Source organism: Kutzneria sp. 744, assembly GCF_000568255.1.
Classification (GTDB): Bacteria; Actinomycetota; Actinomycetes; order Mycobacteriales; family Pseudonocardiaceae; genus Kutzneria.
In genome coordinates, this window is sequence record NZ_KK037166.1 from 9,761,466 (window position 1) to 9,781,271 (window position 19,806).

20 protein-coding genes are annotated in these 19,806 nt (G+C 69.4%); 10 read left to right on the forward strand and 10 right to left on the reverse strand.

The window, feature by feature from the left end:
• Positions 1-18 precede the first annotated feature (18 nt).
• Positions 19-1,254: an IS110 family RNA-guided transposase gene (locus KUTG_RS44655; RefSeq protein ID WP_043714337.1), complete on the forward strand. Its 1,236-nt coding sequence runs from the start codon at positions 19-21 to the stop codon at positions 1,252-1,254.
• A gap of 29 nt (positions 1,255-1,283) precedes the next feature.
• Here KUTG_RS44655 and KUTG_RS44660 read toward each other — a convergent pair whose 3' ends face one another.
• From KUTG_RS44660 to KUTG_RS44675, 4 genes are read right to left on the reverse strand one after another with little or no spacing between them, the layout of a single operon-like run.
• Positions 1,284-2,024 (reverse strand): amino acid ABC transporter permease, encoded by a 741-nt coding sequence (locus KUTG_RS44660; RefSeq protein WP_043725864.1) that lies wholly within the window; start codon positions 2,022-2,024, stop codon positions 1,284-1,286.
• Positions 2,024-2,875, reverse strand: a complete 852-nt coding sequence (locus tag KUTG_RS44665) for an ABC transporter substrate-binding protein (RefSeq protein WP_043725866.1) — start codon at positions 2,873-2,875, stop codon at positions 2,024-2,026. Before KUTG_RS44665 ends, KUTG_RS44660 begins: the two co-directional genes overlap by 1 nt.
• Positions 2,872-3,699 carry a creatininase family protein gene (locus KUTG_RS44670; protein WP_052396146.1) on the reverse strand — a complete coding sequence of 276 codons (828 nt, stop codon included), beginning with the start codon at positions 3,697-3,699 and terminating at the stop codon, positions 2,872-2,874. Before KUTG_RS44670 ends, KUTG_RS44665 begins: the two co-directional genes overlap by 4 nt.
• Positions 3,696-4,382 carry a FadR/GntR family transcriptional regulator gene (locus tag KUTG_RS44675; RefSeq protein WP_043725867.1) on the reverse strand — a complete coding sequence of 229 codons (687 nt, stop codon included), beginning with the start codon at positions 4,380-4,382 and terminating at the stop codon, positions 3,696-3,698. Before KUTG_RS44675 ends, KUTG_RS44670 begins: the two co-directional genes overlap by 4 nt.
• Positions 4,383-4,455: 73 nt before the next feature.
• Between KUTG_RS44675 and KUTG_RS44680 the strand changes: the two genes are divergently transcribed.
• Positions 4,456-5,409, forward strand: a complete 954-nt coding sequence (locus KUTG_RS44680; protein ID WP_052396147.1) for an aldo/keto reductase — start codon at positions 4,456-4,458, stop codon at positions 5,407-5,409.
• 50 nt (positions 5,410-5,459) lie between these two features.
• Complete coding sequence (locus KUTG_RS44685; protein ID WP_043725870.1) at positions 5,460-6,053, forward strand: RraA family protein; 594 nt, start codon at positions 5,460-5,462, stop codon at positions 6,051-6,053.
• Here the strand turns inward: KUTG_RS44685 and KUTG_RS44690 are convergent, their stop codons facing one another.
• From KUTG_RS44690 to KUTG_RS44710, 6 genes are read right to left on the reverse strand one after another with little or no spacing between them, the layout of a single operon-like run.
• Positions 6,054-6,545: a DUF6924 domain-containing protein gene (locus tag KUTG_RS44690; RefSeq protein ID WP_052396148.1), complete on the reverse strand. Its 492-nt coding sequence runs from the start codon at positions 6,543-6,545 to the stop codon at positions 6,054-6,056.
• 17 nt (positions 6,546-6,562) lie between these two features.
• Entirely contained in the window at positions 6,563-8,059 is a 1,497-nt protein-coding gene (locus KUTG_RS44695) for a glucoamylase family protein (RefSeq protein ID WP_043725872.1), read from the reverse strand.
• On the reverse strand, positions 8,056-9,834 hold the full coding sequence (locus KUTG_RS44700) for a glycosyltransferase family 2 protein (RefSeq protein ID WP_157495227.1): 1,779 nt from the start codon (positions 9,832-9,834) through the stop codon (positions 8,056-8,058). Before KUTG_RS44700 ends, KUTG_RS44695 begins: the two co-directional genes overlap by 4 nt.
• The gene (locus KUTG_RS62410) at positions 9,780-10,025 is read right to left on the reverse strand and encodes a hypothetical protein (protein ID WP_198047532.1); all 246 of its coding nucleotides are present in this window, start codon (positions 10,023-10,025) and stop codon (positions 9,780-9,782) included. The genes KUTG_RS44700 and KUTG_RS62410 overlap by 55 nt, the downstream gene beginning before the upstream one ends.
• Positions 10,022-11,368, reverse strand: coding sequence for an HlyD family secretion protein (locus KUTG_RS44705; RefSeq protein WP_043725876.1), 1,347 nt, complete (start codon positions 11,366-11,368; stop codon positions 10,022-10,024). The genes KUTG_RS62410 and KUTG_RS44705 overlap by 4 nt, the downstream gene beginning before the upstream one ends.
• On the reverse strand, positions 11,368-12,594 hold the full coding sequence (locus KUTG_RS44710) for an NAD-dependent epimerase/dehydratase family protein (protein ID WP_043725878.1): 1,227 nt from the start codon (positions 12,592-12,594) through the stop codon (positions 11,368-11,370). Before KUTG_RS44710 ends, KUTG_RS44705 begins: the two co-directional genes overlap by 1 nt.
• A 376-nt stretch (positions 12,595-12,970) precedes the next feature.
• Between KUTG_RS44710 and KUTG_RS44715 the strand changes: the two genes are divergently transcribed.
• From KUTG_RS44715 to KUTG_RS44745, 7 genes are all read left to right on the forward strand, one after another.
• Positions 12,971-13,675, forward strand: a complete 705-nt coding sequence (locus KUTG_RS44715) for a phosphoadenylyl-sulfate reductase (RefSeq protein ID WP_043725880.1) — start codon at positions 12,971-12,973, stop codon at positions 13,673-13,675.
• Positions 13,676-13,728: 53 nt separating this feature from the next.
• Positions 13,729-14,646 (forward strand): sulfate adenylyltransferase subunit CysD, encoded by a 918-nt coding sequence (gene cysD / locus KUTG_RS44720; protein WP_043732856.1) that lies wholly within the window; start codon positions 13,729-13,731, stop codon positions 14,644-14,646.
• Positions 14,646-15,911 carry a sulfate adenylyltransferase subunit 1 gene (locus tag KUTG_RS44725; protein WP_052396149.1) on the forward strand — a complete coding sequence of 422 codons (1,266 nt, stop codon included), beginning with the start codon at positions 14,646-14,648 and terminating at the stop codon, positions 15,909-15,911. The genes cysD and KUTG_RS44725 overlap by 1 nt, the downstream gene beginning before the upstream one ends.
• A complete protein-coding gene (locus KUTG_RS44730) occupies positions 15,908-16,933 on the forward strand; it encodes an ABC transporter substrate-binding protein (protein WP_052396827.1) in 1,026 nt (341 codons plus the stop codon). Before KUTG_RS44725 ends, KUTG_RS44730 begins: the two co-directional genes overlap by 4 nt.
• Positions 16,930-17,694, forward strand: a complete 765-nt coding sequence (locus KUTG_RS44735) for an ABC transporter ATP-binding protein (RefSeq protein ID WP_043725886.1) — start codon at positions 16,930-16,932, stop codon at positions 17,692-17,694. The genes KUTG_RS44730 and KUTG_RS44735 overlap by 4 nt, the downstream gene beginning before the upstream one ends.
• Positions 17,681-18,547 carry an ABC transporter permease gene (locus KUTG_RS44740; RefSeq protein WP_043725888.1) on the forward strand — a complete coding sequence of 289 codons (867 nt, stop codon included), beginning with the start codon at positions 17,681-17,683 and terminating at the stop codon, positions 18,545-18,547. Before KUTG_RS44735 ends, KUTG_RS44740 begins: the two co-directional genes overlap by 14 nt.
• Positions 18,548-18,723: 176 nt before the next feature.
• Positions 18,724-19,659, forward strand: a complete 936-nt coding sequence (locus tag KUTG_RS44745; protein WP_084580529.1) for an RICIN domain-containing protein — start codon at positions 18,724-18,726, stop codon at positions 19,657-19,659.
• Positions 19,660-19,806 lie beyond the last annotated feature (147 nt).

The following is a 19,806-nucleotide window of genomic DNA, read 5'->3' on the forward strand; positions in this document are numbered from 1 at the left end:
AACGGAAAGGCGACGGGGTTGTCGCTGCCAGACGCGTTGTTCTTCGTCGGGATCGACTGGGCGGCGGCCGAGCACGCCGTATGCGTGCTCGATCCCACCGGCCGTAAAGTCGCCGCGTTCACCATCGCCCACACCGCCGCCGGGTTCGCCGAGCTGGTCCGCAAGCTGGGCAAGCTCGCCGACTGCGAGCGGGCGCCGGTCGCGATCGAACGCCCGGACGGCCGCCTGGTCGACACGCTGCTGGAAGCCGGCTATCCGGTGGTGCCGGTCAAACCGAACGCGATCAAGACCTGGCGTGAAGCCGAGGTGCTCTCCGGCGCCAAGTCCGACCCCGGCGACGCCCACGTCATCGCCGACTACCTTCGAGTCCGCGCCCACCGGCTGCGGCCGGCGACGCCGTTCTCCAGCCACACCAAGGCCTTGCGGGCCACCGTGCGCAGCCGCACTGACCTCGTCGAGGCGCGCGTGGCCGCGATCAACCAGCTCGGCGCGCTGCTCGACGCGCACTGGCCCGGCGCCAAAGCGATCTTCGCCGACATCGAGTCCGCGATCGCCCTGGCCTTCCTGACCCGCTACCCGACCGCGGCCTCGGCCGCCCGCCTGACCGAGAAACAGCTGGCCGCGTTCTGCGCCAAACAGGGCTACTCCGGCCGCAAACCCGCCGCGGTCCTGCTGGCCCGTCTGCGTGACACCCCGGCTGGCATGACCGATCCCGTTACCTGCCACGGCGTCCGTGACGCGGTCCTGGCTCAGGTCGGCGTACTCACCGCGCTCAACACCGCGATCAAGAACCTGGACCGCTCGATCGCCGAGCAGATGGACACCCACCCCGACGCGGAGATCTTCCGGTCCTTCCCCCGCGCCGGCACCATCAACGCCGCACAGATCCTCGCCGAGTGGGGCGACGCCCGCGAAGCGTTCGGCCATCCCGACGCCATCGCCGCGCTGGCCGGCATCACCCCGGTCACCAAGGCCTCCGGCAAGCAACGCGGTGTCAGCTTCCGCTGGGCCTGCAACAAACGGCTGCGCACCGCGATCACCACCTGGGCGGCGAACAGCCGCTTCTCCAGCGACTGGGCCGCCGACATCTACAACCGCGCCCGCGCCGAGGGAAAGGACCACCCCCACGCCACCCGCATCCTCGCCCGCGCCTGGATCCGCGTCATGTGGCGCTGCTGGCAAAACAACACGCCCTACGACCCCATCCTGCACGGCGCAGCCCGACGCCAGGCCGAACACCAGATCGCGGCCTGACTTTGATCTTGAGGTTGACACAAGAGGTGTCATGCGGCGGCCTCCACGGACGGCAGGGCGGAGACCGGGCGGCCCTCGCGCATCCGCCGGTCCCACGCGTTCACGGCGTAGGTCAGCGGAATGGTGATCACGAGGTAGAACAGGCCGGCCGCCACCAGCGGGGACAGCGAGGCGTTGTTGCTGGAGGTGTCCTGGGCGATGGCGAACATCTCCCGCTGCCCGGTGGCCAGCCCCAGCAGGTACACCAGGGCCGTGCTCTTGATGACGAGGATGAGCTGCCCGGTCAGCGCCGGCAGCACGCGCCGGAACCCGATCGGGACGATGATCAGCCGCATGGTCCTGGACCGGGACAGGCCCAGGCTGCGCGCGGCCTCCACGATGCCCCGCTCCACGCTCTGGAAGCCGGACCGGAAGATCTCCGCCATGTACGCGCCCTCCATCAGCCCGATGGCCAGCGCGGCGTAGCCGTACGTCCAGCTGCCGAACACGTTCAGGCCGGCCAGCGGCAGGCCCTGCCCGATGAGGTAGATGGACAGGATGTGCGGCAGGCCGCGCAGGATGTCCACGTACCAGCGGCAGGGGTAGCGCAGCACGGCCCGCCGCGACATCAGGCCACCGGCCAGGAAGATGCCGACGACCAGGCCGATGGCGCTGGCCAACACGGTCAGGAACAGCGTGTTGAGCAGGCCCTCCCGCAGCAGCGTCGGCAGCGTGCCGAAGATCAGCGGCAGGTCGAAGAACGTGTCGAGGACATGCTGGAGGCCGTCCATCAGGAACCTGCCCCCGGGCGCTGCTGCATGCCGGGATAGGCGGCGATCATGTCGGCCGGAATGGCCACGCCCTTGGGGTTCCACTTGTCGAACAGGCGCGTGTAGGTGCCGTCGGAGATCACGGACTTCAGCGCGTCGTCGAGGGCCTTGCGAAGTTCGGGTCGGTCCTTGGCCACGGGCAGCGCGGTCTCACCGCTGGTGATGGACGGCGAGGCCATGTAGTCCGGATGCTTGGTCACCAGGTCCAGCGCCGTGGTCTCGCCGGTGAACAGCCCGTCGACCTGGCCGGCCGTCAGCGCGTTGGCGCTGGCCGCGATGTTCGGGAACTCCTTGACAGTGACCGTCGGAACCTTCTGCTTCAGCAACGGGATCAGCTCGCTGCCACGGGTGATCGCCACCGTCTTGCCGGCCGAGGCGTCCACAGTGGACAGGGCCTTGGCCTTGAGACTGACCATTTTCGCCTCGCCGTAGGACACCGCGGTGGTGAAGTCGGTGACCTGCTTGCGCGCGTCGGTGGCCAGCGTGCCGAAGGCGGCCGAGTCGTACTTGTGGTTGCGGATGTTGGGCAGCATGGACGCGAAGTCGGTGGCCGTGTACTTCGGTGTCACCTTCATCTTGTCGGCCATGGCCTGGGTCAGCTCGATCAGGAAGCCGGTGGGCTTTCCGTTGTCCACGAACGAGACGGGCTTGTCGTCGGAGCGGAACGCGAACGAGATCGTGCCGGCTTCGACGGTGTTGAGCGAGTTGCTGCCGGAGCCGGCGGGGGCGCCTCCGCAGGCCGCCAGGGACATCCCGGCGGCGAGCGCGACGGCGGCCACTCCGATACGGCGTCGGGTCGGGGCGGCGGTCATGAGGTCTCCAGTGCGATGTGGGCGGGTGGCGGGGCGGGGCTGCGGTCCGGCAGGCCGATCAGGCCGGTCAGGAAGTCGCAGACGCGGTCGACGACGGCGTCGACCAGTAACGCGCCGAGCTCGGCGGTGGCCAGGCGCGGGTCGCCCAGGTTGCCGGTCCGGCTGAGGGCGTCGTAGCCCTGGGGGAACTGGATGCCCGGGTGCGATCGGGCCAGCCGTCCGGCCGGGTCCAGATCGTCCAGGGTTGCGCTGCCGCGCACGAGCCGATCGGGCAGCACCAGGTCGGGATCCACGTACAGCGCCTGCGAAGTCTCGATCTCGCAGGCGTGGCCGCGGACGGGACTGTCGGAGTTCTGCTTGACCAGATCGGACACCACCGGGGTGACGCCGCTCCACGCGATGTGCGTGTCGGTGAACTCGGCGCGCAGCCGGGACACCGCGACGTCGACCGCGGCGTTGTTGCCGCCGTGGCCGGTCAGCACGAAGATGCGGCGCCAGCCGTGCCGGTGCAGGCTGGTCACCAGCTCGACCACGATCTGCTGCAGCGTCACCGGGGACAGCGTGAGCGTGCCCGGGAACGCCATGTGGTGCTCGGACATCCCCACCGGGATCGTCGGCGTGACAACGACTTGCGGCGACATGCGGCGCGCGACCATGTCGGCGACGGCCTCGGCCCGCGCGGTGTCGGTGCGCTGCGCCATACCCAGACCGTGCTGCTCGGTGGCGCCCAGCGGCACGATCGCGACCGGCGCGTGCGGCCGGAGCTCGTCGATCTCGGGCCACGTGAGGTCGGCCAGCCGGTGAGTGCGGGGTACGTAGGTCATTCGGGGGTCCCCAGGTGGTCGGTGACGGTGGTGCGCAGGTCGCGCAGGTGCTGCTCGGTCAGCAGCCGGGCCTGCTCGACGTCGCCGGACTCGACGGCAAGGAAGATCGCCACGTGCTGCTCGTAGTCGCGGCCGCGGTTCTCGATCTGCGCCCGCAGGGCCCTCTGCTCCCGGCTTCTCGCCGCGAGCAGGGAATCGACCACTTCGAACAGGACCTGGTTGCCGGAGGCGGCGGCCAGCTCGCGGTGGAAGTTCAGCTTGGGCCGGTTGTCGTCGGCCGAGCGCTTGGCGGTGTCCACCGCGCGGGCCAGGCGCTCCAGGTCGTCGACGGTCCGGTTGGCCGCGGCCATCGCCGCGATGCCCGGCTCGATGGTCAGCCTGGCCTCGACGAGCTGGATGATGTGCTCGTCCTTGAGCGGCGTGGAGTTCGGGTTCGGCATCAGCATCCGATGGATGCCGTCGCCGACGTAGATGCCCGAGCCGTGGCGCATCCGGACCGCGTCGGTGGTCTGGAGTCTTCGCAGGGCTTCCCGAATGGTCGGCGTCGTCACGGCGAATCGCGCGGCCAGCTCACGCACGGTGGGCAGGCTGTCGCCCGGGCCCAGCGCACCCTCGCTGATCAGCTCAAGCAGGCCGTCGACCAGTCGGTCGGACAGGCCGCCGGACTGCGGCGCCTGTGACATGCGGCACTCCTCTCGGTCGAAGTGACTAAATCACTTGCTCAATCCATCGTCAAGCCCTGAGTACGGTATTGGTATGCGCTACGAGACGTTGGGGGCGGCCGGACCGCAGGTGCCGGCGCTGATTCTCGGCTGTGGCAACTTCGGCGGCATCGGCTCCCCGATCCAGTTCCGGGGCAAGGGCGACAGCCGGGACGCGGCCTTCGGGACCATGGACGCCGCCCGGGACGGCGGCATCACGATGTTCGACACGGCCAATGCCTACGCCGGCGGCATCTCCGAGCAGTGGATCGGGGAGTGGCTGGCCGACCGCAAGGCACATAACGACATAGCCGTTACAACCAAGGTCGGCGGGCCCACCGATGAGGGCAGCGGCCTGTCCCGCGACCACATCCGCGGCCAGATCGACGCCAGCCTGACCCGGCTGGGCGTGGAGCGCGTGGCGCTCTACCTGGCCCACGGTCCCGATGAGACGGTCCCGATCGAGGAGACGATCGGGACCTTCGACGAGCTGGTCGCGGCCGGCAAGATCGGGGCCTACGGCGTCAGCAATGTGACGGCCGCGCAGTTGTCGGCGGCGACGGCGGTCGGGCGGCCCGTGAACGTGCAGAACGGGTACAACCTGTTCGACCGGCTGGCCCAGCAGGACCTGTGGCCGGTGTGCCGGGCCGAAGGCGTTGGGTTCTCCGCCTACAGCCCGCTGGCCGGCGGCCTGCTGACCGGCAAGCATCGCGCCGGCCAGCCCTATGCCGCCGGCTCGCGGATGGCGCTGCGGCCGCCGGAATTGACGGATTTGTCGGTGGACAGCGCTTTCCGGGCGCTGCCCAAGCTGGCCGAGCTCGCCGACGGGTACGGCGTGCCGCTGACGACGCTGGCCCTGGCCTGGGTGCTGACCGACCCGGGCGTGACCTCCGCGGTGGTGGGGCCGCGGTCGCCCGAGCACCTCAAGCCCATGGTCGCGGCCGTGGACCTCAATCTGACGGCCGACCAGCGGACGGAGTTGGCGACCGTCAGCAATCCCGACGCATAGGGACACCTAATCGGGGGCATCGGTCCGGCGGTGCTAGTAGCGTCCGAGGCATGTTCCACGAGATCCCCACCACGACCCTGGCCGACATCCTCGGCAAGCAGCAGGTGATGGACTTCGGCATCCGGCGGCTGTGGTCGTCCGACCGCGTCGCCGGCCCGGCGTTCACCGTGCGCTGCCCGCGCGGCGACAACCTGATGCTGCACGCGGCGATCTACCGGGCCGAGCCGGGCGCGGTGATCGTCGTCGAATCGGGTGACACCGATTTCGCCCTGGCCGGCGGCAACGTCTGCGCGACCGCCCACCAACGCGGGGTCGAGGCGTTCGTGCTGGACGGCGTGATCCGCGACATCGGTGAGATCCGCGAGGACGGATTCCCCGTGCACGCACGGGGAATCGTGCCGATCCCGGGCGTGAAGAATGCCGTGCTGCCGCTGAACGAGACGATCACCTGCGGCGGCGTGACCGTCCATCCGGGAGACGTCGTCGTCGCCGACGAGGACGGCATTGTCGTGGTGCCGCAGGCGAAAGCCGACGAAGTGTTGGTGAAGGCGCGGCAGGTGCTCGCCCGCGAGGCCGAGGAGACCCTCGACCAGTGGCAGGCCCGCCACCGCGCCACCGTCGACAAGCTGCTCGACGCGGAGTGATCAGTCGAAGTCGTGGAAAATGCCGTCCGGATGCGCCTTCGCGGTCTGCGCCCAGTCGGTGAAGTCCATGTTGGCCAGCGCCAGGTTGACGTGCACGCCCGAGGCCTGGCGCGGCACGATCCGGAACTGCCGCCCGAACGCCGAGCCCTCCTCGTCCAGGAAGTTGGGCTCGTCGTCCAGGTTCACCGCGAGCAGCGCGTGGTGCGGCGCCCGCATGGTCTCCTCGTCGGCGATGAACACCACGGACAGGTACTCGTCGATGCTGGCCAGGGTGTCGCGCAGCTGGTCGAGCGGCACGCCGGCGAGGCTCGGGTCGTCCACCGGATAGGTGGTCGACTCGAAGCCCTCGTCCTCCTGGTCCTCGTCGTCGCCCCACGACTCCGCGGCGGCGGAGAGCACCGCCGCCCACGCCTGGTCGTCACCGAAATGGGTGCGGACCACGACCTTGTCGAATTCCTCGCGCTCCGCCGCCGCCCTGGCCAGAGAATCCATGGGCGGGAGCGTACCGGTCAGCCCGGACCCACCAGCCCGTGGATCGAGTACCGCTCCATCGACAGGTACGGGAACAGGACCTTGGCGTACGGGCTGGCCGCGAAGTAGCCCTGCAGCCAGTCCTGGTTCACGGCGTTGTCGATGGCCATCAGGATCGCCATCTGGCTGATGGCCATGAAGCGCGGGGCCAGCGTGCCGGTCCGCACCTCGACGGCGTCGAGCAGGCCGTACTGGTTGTAGATCAGCGGGAACTTGGCCAGCAGCTGGCTGACGTTGGCGTAGGCCTGCTCGGGGATGATCGGCAGGGCCAGGAACGCCGCCGACGGCGTGATCACGTCGTCCGGCACGTCGCCCTGGTTGATGGCCATGTCGGGGACGCCGTAGTTGGTGTACCGCTGCTTGCCGGTCGGCGAGGTCGCCGCGGACCAGCCGAAGACCGAGGTCGCGGCGCCGATCTGCCCGTAGGCGCCTTGGGCCAGCGCCGTGTTGCGGTTGTTCATGCCGAGGCTGCCCGGCGCGACGGCCTGCTCCGGCACGACCATGGCCGGCGCCAGCGCCTGGTACATGCTGCCGCCGAAGGTCGGCACGAACTTGATCCGGTCGTAGACGTAGTGGCCCTCGAAGATGGTGTACGCCTTGCCGTCCTGGGGATCGGTGTACGTCCGGTTCTGGCCGACCGGCACCTGTCGCTGCCGGTGGTCGGCCGGCGGCGTGCGGGCCAGCCCCCACCACAGCGCGCCCGGCACCTTGCCGCTGCCGATGGCCACGTAGTCGGCGATGCGGGGGCCGGAGTACATGTTGTCGTAGGTGTTCGGGGAGTAGCCCTGGCCTATCTGGTATCCGTTGTACAACACGTTTCCCGCGGCGTTGTACAGGAAGTCCCACTGCATGGCGTCGAGCTGGGCCTGGAATCCGGCGGCCAGCGTCGGGAACGCCTGCCCGGCGGTGAGCATGCCCTGGGCCAGCCAGCCGTTGTCCACAGTGGACACGTAGCCATTCTTGATCGGACGGCCCTGCGGCGACTCGATCGCCTGCCCGCTGGTGGTGCTGTACCAGCGGAACAAGAAGCCCTTGTACTTGGCCAGGGTCTGGATCTCCGCCAGCACCGCGGCCGCGCGGGCCTGGGCCTTGTCCGCCGACTCGAGCCCGAGGTCCTTGGCCACCGCGATCGCCGAGAGGTAGTTCCCGATCAGCGCCGGATTGGTGTACTGCTGCGCCGAAGTGGCCGGGCTGAGCTGGACGGTGGCCGCCGGGTCGCCGGCGATCATGACGCTGGACAGCGGCAGGCTCGTCGTCCGATCCACGCCCGGGCCGGATACCAGCCGCCAGGTCCGCGCCGCGACCTCGCGCAGCACGGTGATCTGGTCGGCGGCCAGGTGGGTGGTGGGATTGGTGATGACAGTGTCGTCCGCCGCGGCCGTCTGCCACGGGTCGTCGACTCTCGGCTCGGTCGTGGCGGCGCAGGCGGCGGTGAGGGCCACGGCTGCAACGAGCAGGCGATGCAGTCGGTTCACACGTCTCCATTCGTCAGGTAGCGCGGTGCGAGCACCGGCCAGGCGATGTCCGGGTTGGGCACGGCTCGGGGGGCCCGGCGCCAGACGGGCCGGACCGGGCGGGTTCTCAGCAGCAGCAGGGCCTCCACGTTGGCCAGCCGCTTCACGATCACGAAGCCGAGGAACAGGGGCCACCACAGCAGGGAGCGCCACAGCTTCCGGTAGAACAGCGCGCAGACCGTCACCAGCAGCATGGGCAGCTTGGCCAGCACGAAGAACGCCAGCAGGTGCAACAGGTTCTGCCGGTTGTCGGGTTGCAGCAGCGCGCCTTGCAACGCGAACAGGTAGGCGGCGAACTGCATCGGCTGCACGATTCGCCGCGCCCCCTTGAAGAACTCGGCGAACCAGAACCGCGGGCCGGCCGAGCCGGCGGCCAGCGGCACGAACCGCGCGAAGTTGTATATCGAGCCCTGGCTCCACCGGCGCCGCTGCAACCGAAGCTGCGCGAGTGATTCCGGCACGTCCTCGTAGGCCCAGATGCGCCGGTCGTACACGGCCCGGTAGCCGATGCGGGCCAGGCTGCAGGTGAAGTCGATGTCCTCGCCGAGCATGCCCTCGGGCCAGCCGCCGATCTCCAACGCGGCCTTGCGCCGGACCGCCGTGTAGTTGCCCGGCACGCAGGGCTGCATGTCGACCACCGCGTAGGCCAGCCGGGGCAGGCCGAAACCCGCCGCCAGCTCCAGCGAGCGCATCCGGTCGACCCAGGTGTGGAACGGGAACTTCGGCAGCATGAACGCCCCGACCAGCCCGATTCGTCGGTCGGACTGGAACCAGGGAATGCTGTAGCGCAGGACGTTCGGATGCAGCTCGCAGTCGGTGTCGTGGCGCACCACGTAGTCCGCGGTGCACCGGGTCAGCGCCAGGTTGAGGGCGGTTGCCTTGCCGGTGTGGGAACCGGCGATCACCGTGCCCTGTAAGGCGGTCGCACGCGCCATCGCCTCCTCGGCCAGTCGTCGGGTGTCGTCGGTGGAGCCGTCGTCGCACAGGATCAGATGGACCGGGCCGCCGTAGGCCGCGGCGGCCCGGTCGACGCTGCGCACCCAGGCCACGATGTTGGTCTCCTCGTTGAACGCCGGCCCGATCACGTCGACCGGCGGCGGGTTGGGCCCCGGCTGCGGCAGCCGGCGCCGTCCCACCACCCGCAGGATCGACAGCATGATGTAGAGGCCGAACTTGAGGTAGACCGGAATCGCCAGCAGCAGGAAGGTGTATGCCACCGGGTCGTCGCCGATCAGGCTGACCACGTAGGCCGCGCCGGCGGCGACGAACACCGACACCGCGGCCAGCGAGACGATGGTGATCACGGTGTCGAAGGTGTCGCCCTTGCGGCGGATCGGCACCTGCGTCGGCCGTGGCAACAGATATGTGGTCAGGGCCAACCGCATCGCCATCACGTAGGCGACGCCGTAGTGCATGAGGATGCTGATCAGCGGGAACGGCCCCAGCGGCAGGTTCAGCTCGACACCGACCACGCCCAGGGCGGTGTCGGCGGTGATCGAGGCGAAGATCGCCAGCGGTGCGTGCAGCACGATCAGCAAGCGCCGCAACGGACTGGCCTTCACACATAGCGCCAGCGCGACCGTGAAGGCCAGGAAGCTGACCGGGATCACCGGCCGCAGATGGGTCGCGTAGTCGGCGACGACACCGGGCAGTGGCACGACCGACGTGACGGCCCGGCCGATCACCCAACGGTACGCGGTGGACAGATCCGGGGTGCGGATGCTGTTGAGTGCCACGCTGCCGCCGAGGCAGAGCACCACGAACGCGGCGACCCGCCGCAGCGACGGCGGGTGGGCTTGGGCAGCCGCACCACGTTGCCGACGCCGCGGTCGGAGTCGTCGAACTTGCGCCGCAACGCATGCACGACCAGCACCGCGATCAGCCCGATGTTCAGCGCCAGCAGGACGAGGCCGGGCAGGCGGATCACGGGAAGACCACGCTGAGGCTCATGCCGGGGGCCGTGCCCTCGGGCCAGTGCTCGACGGTCAGCCGGACCGCGTACTCCACCGCCCCGGACTGGTCGATGGGCATCGGGATGACCTGGTCCACGGTCCCGTCCACGGTCTGTCGCAGGGCATTCACGGTGACCCTGGCCTTGGTGCCCGGCTTGAGCTTGGGCATCGCCGACTCGGCGACCTGGGCCACGGCGTCGCTGTCCGAGCTGACCAACGTGACCAGCGGATGCTGGTTGGCGGTGCCGGTGTTCTGGGAGGAGTCGGCGCCGGCCGCCGGCGGGAACAGGCTGAACGCCGGCGCCTGCGCCGGCTGCATGGACTGCGGCCCGGCGAACCCGTGCACTCCCGTGGTGCCATCGAGTTCGCCGGGCACGCCGCCGACATTGGCGATCACGCCGTCGATTGGAGAGGTCAGCGTGAGCTGATCGACGGTGTGCTGCGCCTGGTCGACGTCCGACTGCGCGGACGCGACCGACGACTGGGCGGACGAGACGTCCGCCGGCGACGCCGGTTCTCCCGCGGCCGCGCGCTGGTTCTGGGTCAAGGCCAAAGTGGACTGTGCGGACGTCACGGCGTTGGCCGCGGTGTCGCGCAGCTGGGCCGTGGATGCCTTGGTGTGCGTCAGGTTCGCGTTGGCCGTGGCGATGGCCGATGAGTCCTTGCGCACCTGCGCCTGGAGGTTCGCGCAGAAGGTCTTGTCGGTGGTGGAATCCGCGCCGCACAACGTGGTCAGCTGCCTGTTGTCGGCGTCGTATGTGGACTGTGCGTCGGTGACGGCCTGTTGTGCCTGTGCCACCTCGGCATTGGCCGTCACGGCCGCGTCCGATGAGGCCTTCTGCGCCCCCGTCAACTGCGCGTTCGCCTTGGCCACCTGGAGATCCAGGTTCTGCTTGGCCGAGTCGGTCAGCGCCGGCGACTGCAATGCGGTGAGCTTGGCCTGTGCCGCGACGAGCACCGCCTTGGCGTCGGCCAGCGTCGCCTTGGCGATGGTCTGGTCCTGCGTGGCCAGCGGCTGCCCCTTCTTGACATGCTCGCCGGCCCGCACCATCACGTCCTGGATCCGCCCGGTCTGGGTGAAGTCGAGGTTCAACGCCTGCTGCGGCTGCACCGCGCCGACGAAGCTGCTGCGCGCGGACACGTCCGCGTAGGTGAAGTACGCCAGGACCGAGCCCCCGGACAGGATCGCCACCGCGACCAGAAGTTGACGTACCGACGAGTGCGGGAACTCCTTTTTCACCAGGGGATGCCCGCCTGCGGGTGGGGTGAGGTCGGCCGCCGCGTTCATGCCGCGGACCCGGGCCTGGACGCGGGCCATCAGTCGATCGCCACCGGCTGACGGACCGGCAGCTCGGTCAGCAGGTCGTCGGCGACGGCCATGCCCTCGCGCCACACCGACCGGCAGACGATCTTCGACGGGTCGACGCGGTCCTTGAACCGCGTCGCGATGTCGGTGCACTCCTCCAGCAGGCCCTCGGACAGCGTCGTCGGCTTCAGCCCGAGCGCGAGGAACCGGTCGTTGCGCACGACCAGGTCGTTCTCCACCGCCTCCTGCCGGGGATTGGGCAGGTTGGCCACTTCCACGCCGGTCATCGCGCTGATCAGCTCGGCCAGGTCGCGGACGCGGTGGGTCTCGGTGATCTGGTTGAACACGGTCGGCTTGGCGCCCGGCTCCGGCGGGTTGTTCAGCGCGATCTCTATACAGCGCACGGTGTCGCGGATGTGGATGAACGCCCGTGTCTGCCCGCCGGTGCCGTGCACGGTCAGCGGGTGGCCGATGGCCGCCTGCATCAGGAACCGGTTGAGCACGGTGCCGTAGTCGCCGTCGTAGTCGAAGCGGTTGATCAGCCGCTCGTCCCGCGCGGTCTGCGGGGTCTGAGTGCCCCACACGATGCCCTGGTGCAGGTCGGTGACGCGCAGCCCGTCGTTGTGCGCGTAGAACGCGAACATGAGCTGGTCCAACGTCTTTGTCATGTGGTAGACCGAGCCCGGGTTGGCCGGGTGCAGGATCTCCCGCTCCAGGTCGCCGTCCGGGGTCGGCACCTTGACGGTGAGGTAGCCCTCGGGGATCGGGGCGGAGCCCGACCAGCCGTAGCCGTAGACGCCCATCGTGCCCAGGTGGACCAGCGCGGTCTCGCCGCCGGTGGCGACCAGCGCGGCCAGCAGGTTGTGCGTCGCCCGCACGTTGTTGTCGACGGTGTAACGCTTCGCGCCGGTGGAGCGCATGGAGTACGGAGCAGCCCGCTGCTCGGCGAAGTGGACCACCGCGTCCGGCCGAAGGCGCGTGAGCACGGACACCAACCGGTCGTATTCGGTCGCGAGGTCCAGCCGGACGAAGCCGATGTCTCGGCCGGAAACCTGGCGCCACACCCGTAACCGCTCACCCAGCGGGCGGATCGGGGTCAGCGAGTCGACCTCGAGTTCGAGGTCGATGGCTCGTCTGCTCAGGTTGTCGAGAATGGTCACGTCGTGGCCGTTGTCGGACAGATGCAGGGCCGTCGGCCAGCCGCAGAATCCGTCTCCGCCCAGAACAAGTACACGCATGCGAGATGCACTCCTCGAGTTCCAGTACAGGGTCCGCCGTGGCGCGGCAGTGGCAGGGGGCCGCGCAGGCGGGAGGACGTCGGCGAGGAAGCGTCAGGGTCCGCCGGCCAGATGCGAGTTATATAGGAAACTTTCTTAACTCGGACTCGGAGACTATTCGCATACGTGGACCTCGTCAAGCCGACGGCGCGGCGGCCGATGCCCGCTCACATGCCTTGGCTGCAAACGATTTCAAGCTCTGACCTGCGGAGTGTCATCGCGGCGGGTCACTCCAATGGCGGGGGTTGACGACCCGTGCCGGGCGGGCCTACGCTCCGCCGCACAGTAAGGAAAGTTTCCTAACAAATTGGTCACTCCCGGTGGAGGAGGACCCGTGATGGACGCTCGCCCGCCCGCCGAACTCCGGCGCATCGCCGACCGAGCCGCCGCCGAACTGCACGACGCCACCGCCGAAGAGGTCCTCGGTTGGGCCGGCCGAACCTTCGGCCACCGCCTCGCCGTGGCCTCCTCGATGGCCGACACCGTGCTCGTCGACCTGGCCGCCCGCCACGCTCCCGGCGTGCACGTGCTCTTTCTCGACACCGGCTACCACTTCCCGGAGACCATAGGGACCCGGGACGCGGTCGCCGCGACCTATCCGATCACGCTGGTCACGATCGTGCCCGAACAGACCGTGGCCGAGCAGGACCGGTGGTACGGGCCGCGACTGTACACCCGCGATCCGGACAAGTGCTGTGCCCTGCGCAAGGTCGCCCCGCTGGCGGCGGCCCTCAAGCAGTACGACGCCTGGGTGACCGGCATGCGCCGGGACGAGTCGCCGACGCGGGCGGACACGCCGGTGATCGGCTGGGACGAACGGCACGGCCTGATCAAGATCAACCCGCTGGCCGCGTGGACCGGGGCTGACGTGGCGGAATACGCCGTGCGGCAAGGAGTTCTGCTGAACCCGCTGCTGTCCGACGGCTATCTGTCCGTCGGCTGCCGGCCGTGTACCACTCGCGTCTCGCCGGGGGCCGATCCACGCAGCGGCCGCTGGGCCGGCCGCGCGAAAACCGAGTGCGGCCTGCACTTGGCCAAGTAACGGAAACCATTCCGGCGGAACCGCCGCCCGCCGCGACCGAAAGGGGTTTCGGTGTGAGGGCGACGACCCGAGCACGGCACATCCTCTCGCATCTCGACGCCCTCGAGGCCGAGTCGGTGCACATCCTCCGCGAGGTCGCGGCGGAGTTCGAACGGCCGGTGCTGCTGTTCTCCGGCGGCAAGGACTCGACGCTGATGCTGCACCTGGCCCGCAAGGCGTTCCTGCCGGCGCCGATCCCGTTCCAACTGTTACATGTGGACACCGGGCACAACTTCCCGGAGACACTGGACTTCCGGGATCGCATGGTGGACCGGTTCGGCGTGCGGCTACTGGTCGCCGATGTCCAGTCCTACATCGACGCCGGCGATCTGCGGGAACGAGCCGATGGCACCCGCAACCCGCTGCAGACCCTGCCGCTGCTGCGGGCCATCGAGGCCAACAAGTTCGACGCGGTGCTCGGCGGCGGCCGCCGCGACGAGGAGAAGGCCCGGGCCAAGGAACGGGTCTTCTCGCTGCGTGACGACTTCGGTCAGTGGGACCCGCGCCGGCAGCGGCCGGAGCTGTGGCGGCTGTACAACGGCCGGCACCGCCCGGGCGAACACATGCGCGTTTTTCCCCTGTCGAACTGGACCGAGCTGGACGTCTGGGACTACATCAGGGCCGAGGACATCGAACTGCCCTCCCTCTACTACACCCATCGGCGTACGGTCTTCCTGCGCGACGGAATGTGGCTCGCGCCGGGGTCGTGGGGCGGGCCCGGCGACGGGGAGTCGGTGCAGGAGCGGATGGTGCGCTACCGCACCGTCGGCGACATGTCCTGCACCGGCGCCGTCGACTCGCCGGCGTCCTCGGTGGACGAGGTGATCGCCGAGATCGCGGCGTCCCGTGTCACGGAACGGGGTTCCAGCCGCGCCGACGACCGCATGTCCGAGGCCGCCATGGAAGACCGCAAGCGGGAGGGCTACTTCTGATGACCACGACCGACGAGATCGCCGTCGGCGATCTGCTCCGGCTGGCCACCGCCGGCAGTGTGGACGACGGCAAGTCCACGCTGGTCGGGCGGCTGCTGCACGACACCAGCGCGGTCATGCCCGACCAGCTGGAGGCCGTCCGCCTCGCCTCCCGCAACCGGGGCCTGGCCGAGACCGACCTGGCGCTGCTGACCGACGGCCTGCGGGCCGAGCGGGAACAGGGCATCACCATCGACGTGGCCTACCGCTACTTCGCCACGGCCAAACGGCGATTCATCCTGGCCGACACCCCGGGACACGTGCAGTACACCAGGAACATGGTCACCGGCGCCTCGACCGCCGAGCTGGCCGTGATCCTCGTGGACGCGCGGCACGGTTTCGTCGAGCAGACCGGCCGGCACACCGTGGTCTCCGCCCTGCTGCGGGTCCCGCACCTGGCGCTGGCCGTGAACAAGATGGACCTGGTCGGCTACGCCGAGGAGGCCTTCGCCGAGATCGCCGAGGAATTCGCCGAGTACGCAAGGAAACTCGGTGTGCCGGACGTGGTGGCGATCCCGATGTCCGCGCTGTGCGGGGACAACGTGGTCGAGCCGAGCGTCAACATGACCTGGTACGCCGGGCCGACGCTGCTGGAGCACCTGGAGACCGTGGCGACGGTGGGTGAGCCCGAGGCAACTCGATTGCCGGTCCAGTACGTCATTCGAGCGACCGATTTCCGTGGCTACGCCGGACAGTTGGCCTCGGGCCTGCTCCGCGTCGGCGACCCGGTGGTCGTCTCGCCGGCCGGCCACCGCACGCGGATCACCGGCATCGAGGTCGGGGGAGTGCCGGTGGACGAGGCCTTCGCGCCGCAGTCCGTGGTCGTGCGGGTGGCCGACGCGGTGGACGTGGCCCGCGGCGACCTGATCACGCCCGTGTCGACCATGCCGACGGCGACCGACCGGCTGATGATGGTCGGCTGCCAGCTGGCGTCGCGACCCCTGCGCACCGGCGACCGGGTGTTGTTGCGGCACACCACGAGGACCGTGCGGGCCTTCGTGGAGGCGATCGACGAGCGCCTGGACGTGCACTCGCTGAGCACCGACAGCCCGATGGACACCTTGTACACCAACGAGATCGGCCTCGTGTCCATACGCTGCTCGGAACCGGTTGCGGTCGACCCGTACGAGTTCAACCGGCACTGCGGCGCCGTGCTGCTCATCGACGAGGCCAGCGGCGACACGCTGACGGCCGGGATGGTGGGCGTGCCGCCGTGGTGGCCATGAAGAGATGGCTGCCGGTCGCAACCGTCGGACTGCTCCTGGCCGGCTGTGCCTCCGCGGCCACCGAGAACGGGCTGCGACTGGGATATCTGGGCAACCTCACCCATGCGACGGCGATTGTCGGCGTGGCCAACGGTCTTCTTGCCAAGTCCCTCGGCGACACCCGACTCACCACGCAAGTCTTCAACGCCGGGCCGGCAGAGATGACCGCGCTGCTGGGAGGGCAGCTCGACGCCGCCTACGTCGGGCCGTCCTCGGCCCTGAACGGCTATGTGCGCAGCCACGGCCAGGCGCTGAAGATCATTGCCGGCGCGACCATGGGCGGGGCCGAGCTCGTCGTGCGGTCCTCGATCGACAGCGTGGCCCAGCTCAAGGGGAAAACGCTTGCCACGCCTCAGCTCGGCAACACCCAGGACGTCGCCCTGCGCTACTGGCTCAGCCAGCACGACCTGAAGACCAGCACCGACGGCAGCGGCGACGTCGCCATTCGCCCGCAGGACAACGCCACCACGCTCGACCAGTTCCGCGCCGGCAAGATCGACGGCGCCTGGCTGCCCGAGCCGTGGGCCTCGCGGCTGGTGGTGGAGGCGCAGGCCAAGGTCCTGGTCGACGAGCGGGATCTGTGGCCGGACGGCCGTTTCGCCAGCACCGATCTGGTGGTGTCGACGAAGTTCCTGCGTGAGCACCCGGAGACCGTGCGGCGGCTCATCGCCGGGGAACTGGCCACCAACGACTGGATATCCAACAGTGCCGTACAAGCTGCGAAAACCGTGAACACCGAGCTGCAGCGCCTGAGCGGGGCGAAGCTCACCGACGAGGAGATCGCCCGGGCCTGGGGCCAACAGCAGGTCACGGACGATCCGCTGGCCTCGACCGTCGGCGTGCAGGCCGACCACGCCGTGACCGTCGGCCTGATGTCCGCCATCGATCTGAGGGGCATCGTGGATGTCGGACCGCTCAACGAAGCCCTGACGGCCGCGGGCAAGCAGAAGGTCGACGACGCCGGCTTGGGGGCCAAGCAATGACCGTCACCACCGCCAAGTCCACCCGCCAGGCCGTCACCCTGCACGGGGTGGGCAAGGTGTTCGACAGCGGGCCGCCGGTGCTGGAGGACATCTCTCTGTCCGTGCGGGCCGGCGAGTTCGTCTGCCTGCTCGGCGCTTCCGGCTGCGGCAAGTCCACCCTGCTCAACCTCATCGCCGGCCTGGACACGCCCACGGCCGGTCAGGTGGAGCTGCCCGGTGGCCACGCGGCGCTGATGTTCCAGGAGTCGGCGCTGTTCCCGTGGCTGTCGGCGACCCGCAACGTGGAGCTCGCGCTCCGCCTGCGGGGCGTGCCGCGCAAGGAGAGACAGGCCGAGGCCCGGCGGCTGTTGTCCTTGGTACGCCTGGAACAAGCCCGAAACAAGCGGGCACACGAGCTGTCCGGCGGCATGCGGCAACGGGTGGCGCTCGCGCGGGCCCTGGCCCAGGGCAGCGAGGTGCTGCTGATGGACGAGCCGTTCGCGGCGCTGGACGCCATCACCCGCGACGTGCTGCACGAGGAGCTGATCCGGCTCTGGGAGGCCACCGGGTTCAGCACGGTCTTCGTCACGCACAACGTCCGCGAGGCGGTGCGGCTGGCCGAACGGGTGGTGCTGCTGACCTCCCTGCCGGGCCGGATCGCGCGGGAGTGGACGGTCGACATCCCGCACCCCAGGCGGATCGAGGACGCGGCGGTGGCCCGGCTGTCCGTGGAGATCACCGAGCACCTGCGGGAGGAGATCCGCCGACATGGCCAGACCTGAGCAGAACGGACTGGCCCGGCTGGAGGCGGGCCTCGACTCACTGGCCGGCGCGCGGGCCGCGCCCAGACGGAGGCTGCGCCAGCAGCTGTTGCCCCCGCTGGTGGCGATCGCGGTGGTGCTGCTGGGCTGGCAGGGCCTGTACCTGGCCGGAGTGGAGCCGGACTGGGTGCTTCCCGGGCCGACCGAGGTCTGGCAGTCGCTGGCCGGCGCGGCCGGGCGGGGCTACGTGTGGTCCAGCATCGGGAACAGCCTTTCCCGCGGTGCGCTGGGCTTTCTGGTGTCGGTGGTGATCGGCACGCCGCTGGGTGTGGTGGTCGGGCGCAGCCAGCCGGTGCGCACCGCCGTCGGGCCGATCCTGTCGGGCCTGCAGAACCTGCCCTCGGTGGCCTGGGTTCCGCCCGCGGTCATCTTCTTCGGCGTCACGCCCGCGACGATCTACACGGTCATCCTGCTCGGGGCCGTGCCGTCCATCGCCAACGGCCTGGTCTCAGGGCTGGACCAGGTGCCGCCGCTGTACCTCAAGGTGGGCCGCAACCTCGGCGCGAAAGGCCTTTCTTCGGTCGTGCACGTGCTGCTGCCGGCGGCGCTGCCCGGCTACGTGGCCGGCCTGAAACAGGGCTGGGCCTTCGCCTGGCGGTCGCTGATGGCCGCCGAGATCATCGCCACCTCGGCCTCGCTCGGGCACGGCCTCGGCCAGCTGCTCAAGCAGGCCCAGGACACCAACGACATGGCGCTGGCCTTCGGCACCATCGCCCTGGTGCTGGTCGTCGGCATCGGGGTGAACCAGCTGGTGTTCGCCCCGGTCGAGCGGCATGTGCTGCGCTCACACGGTTTGGCCCTCAAACGTCCATAGTGGATCGACACCTGTGACCGGATCCGATCGAGGCGTGACCGGATCCCTCCGTTCGGGCGAATCCCGGGTGAAATTGTTAGGAAGGGTTCTTTACTAAAGCGGGTGGCCGGTCGTAAGCTCGTGTCACCGCCGCCTTCGCAGTCCTGGCGCCCTGCCAGTCAGCTACGGAGGCAACCATGAGGAGACGAGCGATCGTCCCCGTCCTGACGTCCGGTCTGCTCTCGGTGTTCGCCGTCATCGCCATGGTGCTCACCGCAGTCGTGCCGGCGTCGGCGTCGGCCGTGGCCGCCGCCCCGCACGCGTCCCAGCAGACGTTCCTGACCTTCTACGGCTGGTGGGACAACACCCCGCCCGGTGGCGACATCTCCCACCCGGGCAAGCACAAGACGGCCGGGGGCGTCGGCACCTTCGACGACCCGATCACGTTCGCCACCTCCACCAAGGAGGTCAAGCCCGGCGGCAAGATCTACGTGCCGCGGGTGGGCAAGTACTTCATCATGGAGGACGACTGCGACGAGTGCAGCTCGGACTGGAACGGCAAGGGCCCCAACGGCGGACCCAAGCTGGCCCACTTCGACCTGTGGCTCGGTGGCAAGGGTGGCGACCCGTTCAAGGCCATCCAGTGCGAGGTCGCGCTGACCCACTACAACAAGGACAACACGCCGACCATGGAGCCGGTGATCGTCGATCCGGGTTCGGGTGAGAAGGTCAGCAAGGACCCGATCTTCAACACCAGCACCGGTGAGTGCTACGGCGGCGCGACGCCGACGATCACGGTGGGCCCGTACAAGAACGCGGCCTCGGCAGTGTGTCTCGACGCCCCGGCCAAGGCCACCAAGATCGGCGTGAAGGCCTGCGACGGCTCGAAGGAGCAGGACTTCACCTTCGACGGCACCTTCCTGAGCAGCAACAACATGTGCGCCGACTCCAAGGGCGGCGACATCTCGCTCAAGAAGTGCACGGGCGGCCCGACGCAGCAGTGGTCGGCCAACCCGAGCGGCACCATCTCCGACATCCAGACCGGCAAGAAGTGCTTCCGCGCGACGAAGACCGCGGTGACCGCGGGCAGCTGCTCCGGCTCGGCGGCGCAATGGACCTTCCCCACGGCCTGATCTCTCAGGCCAGACAGCCCAGGCAGGGGCGGGACGTCGCCGGCCCCCCACACGCGTCAGGGTGCGTGGCGGGGCCGGCGGCGGACTGGAAGTCCGTTGGCGCTTGGTTGATGGGCAACAGCTGCCGCCCTTCTCACCGTTCATCTC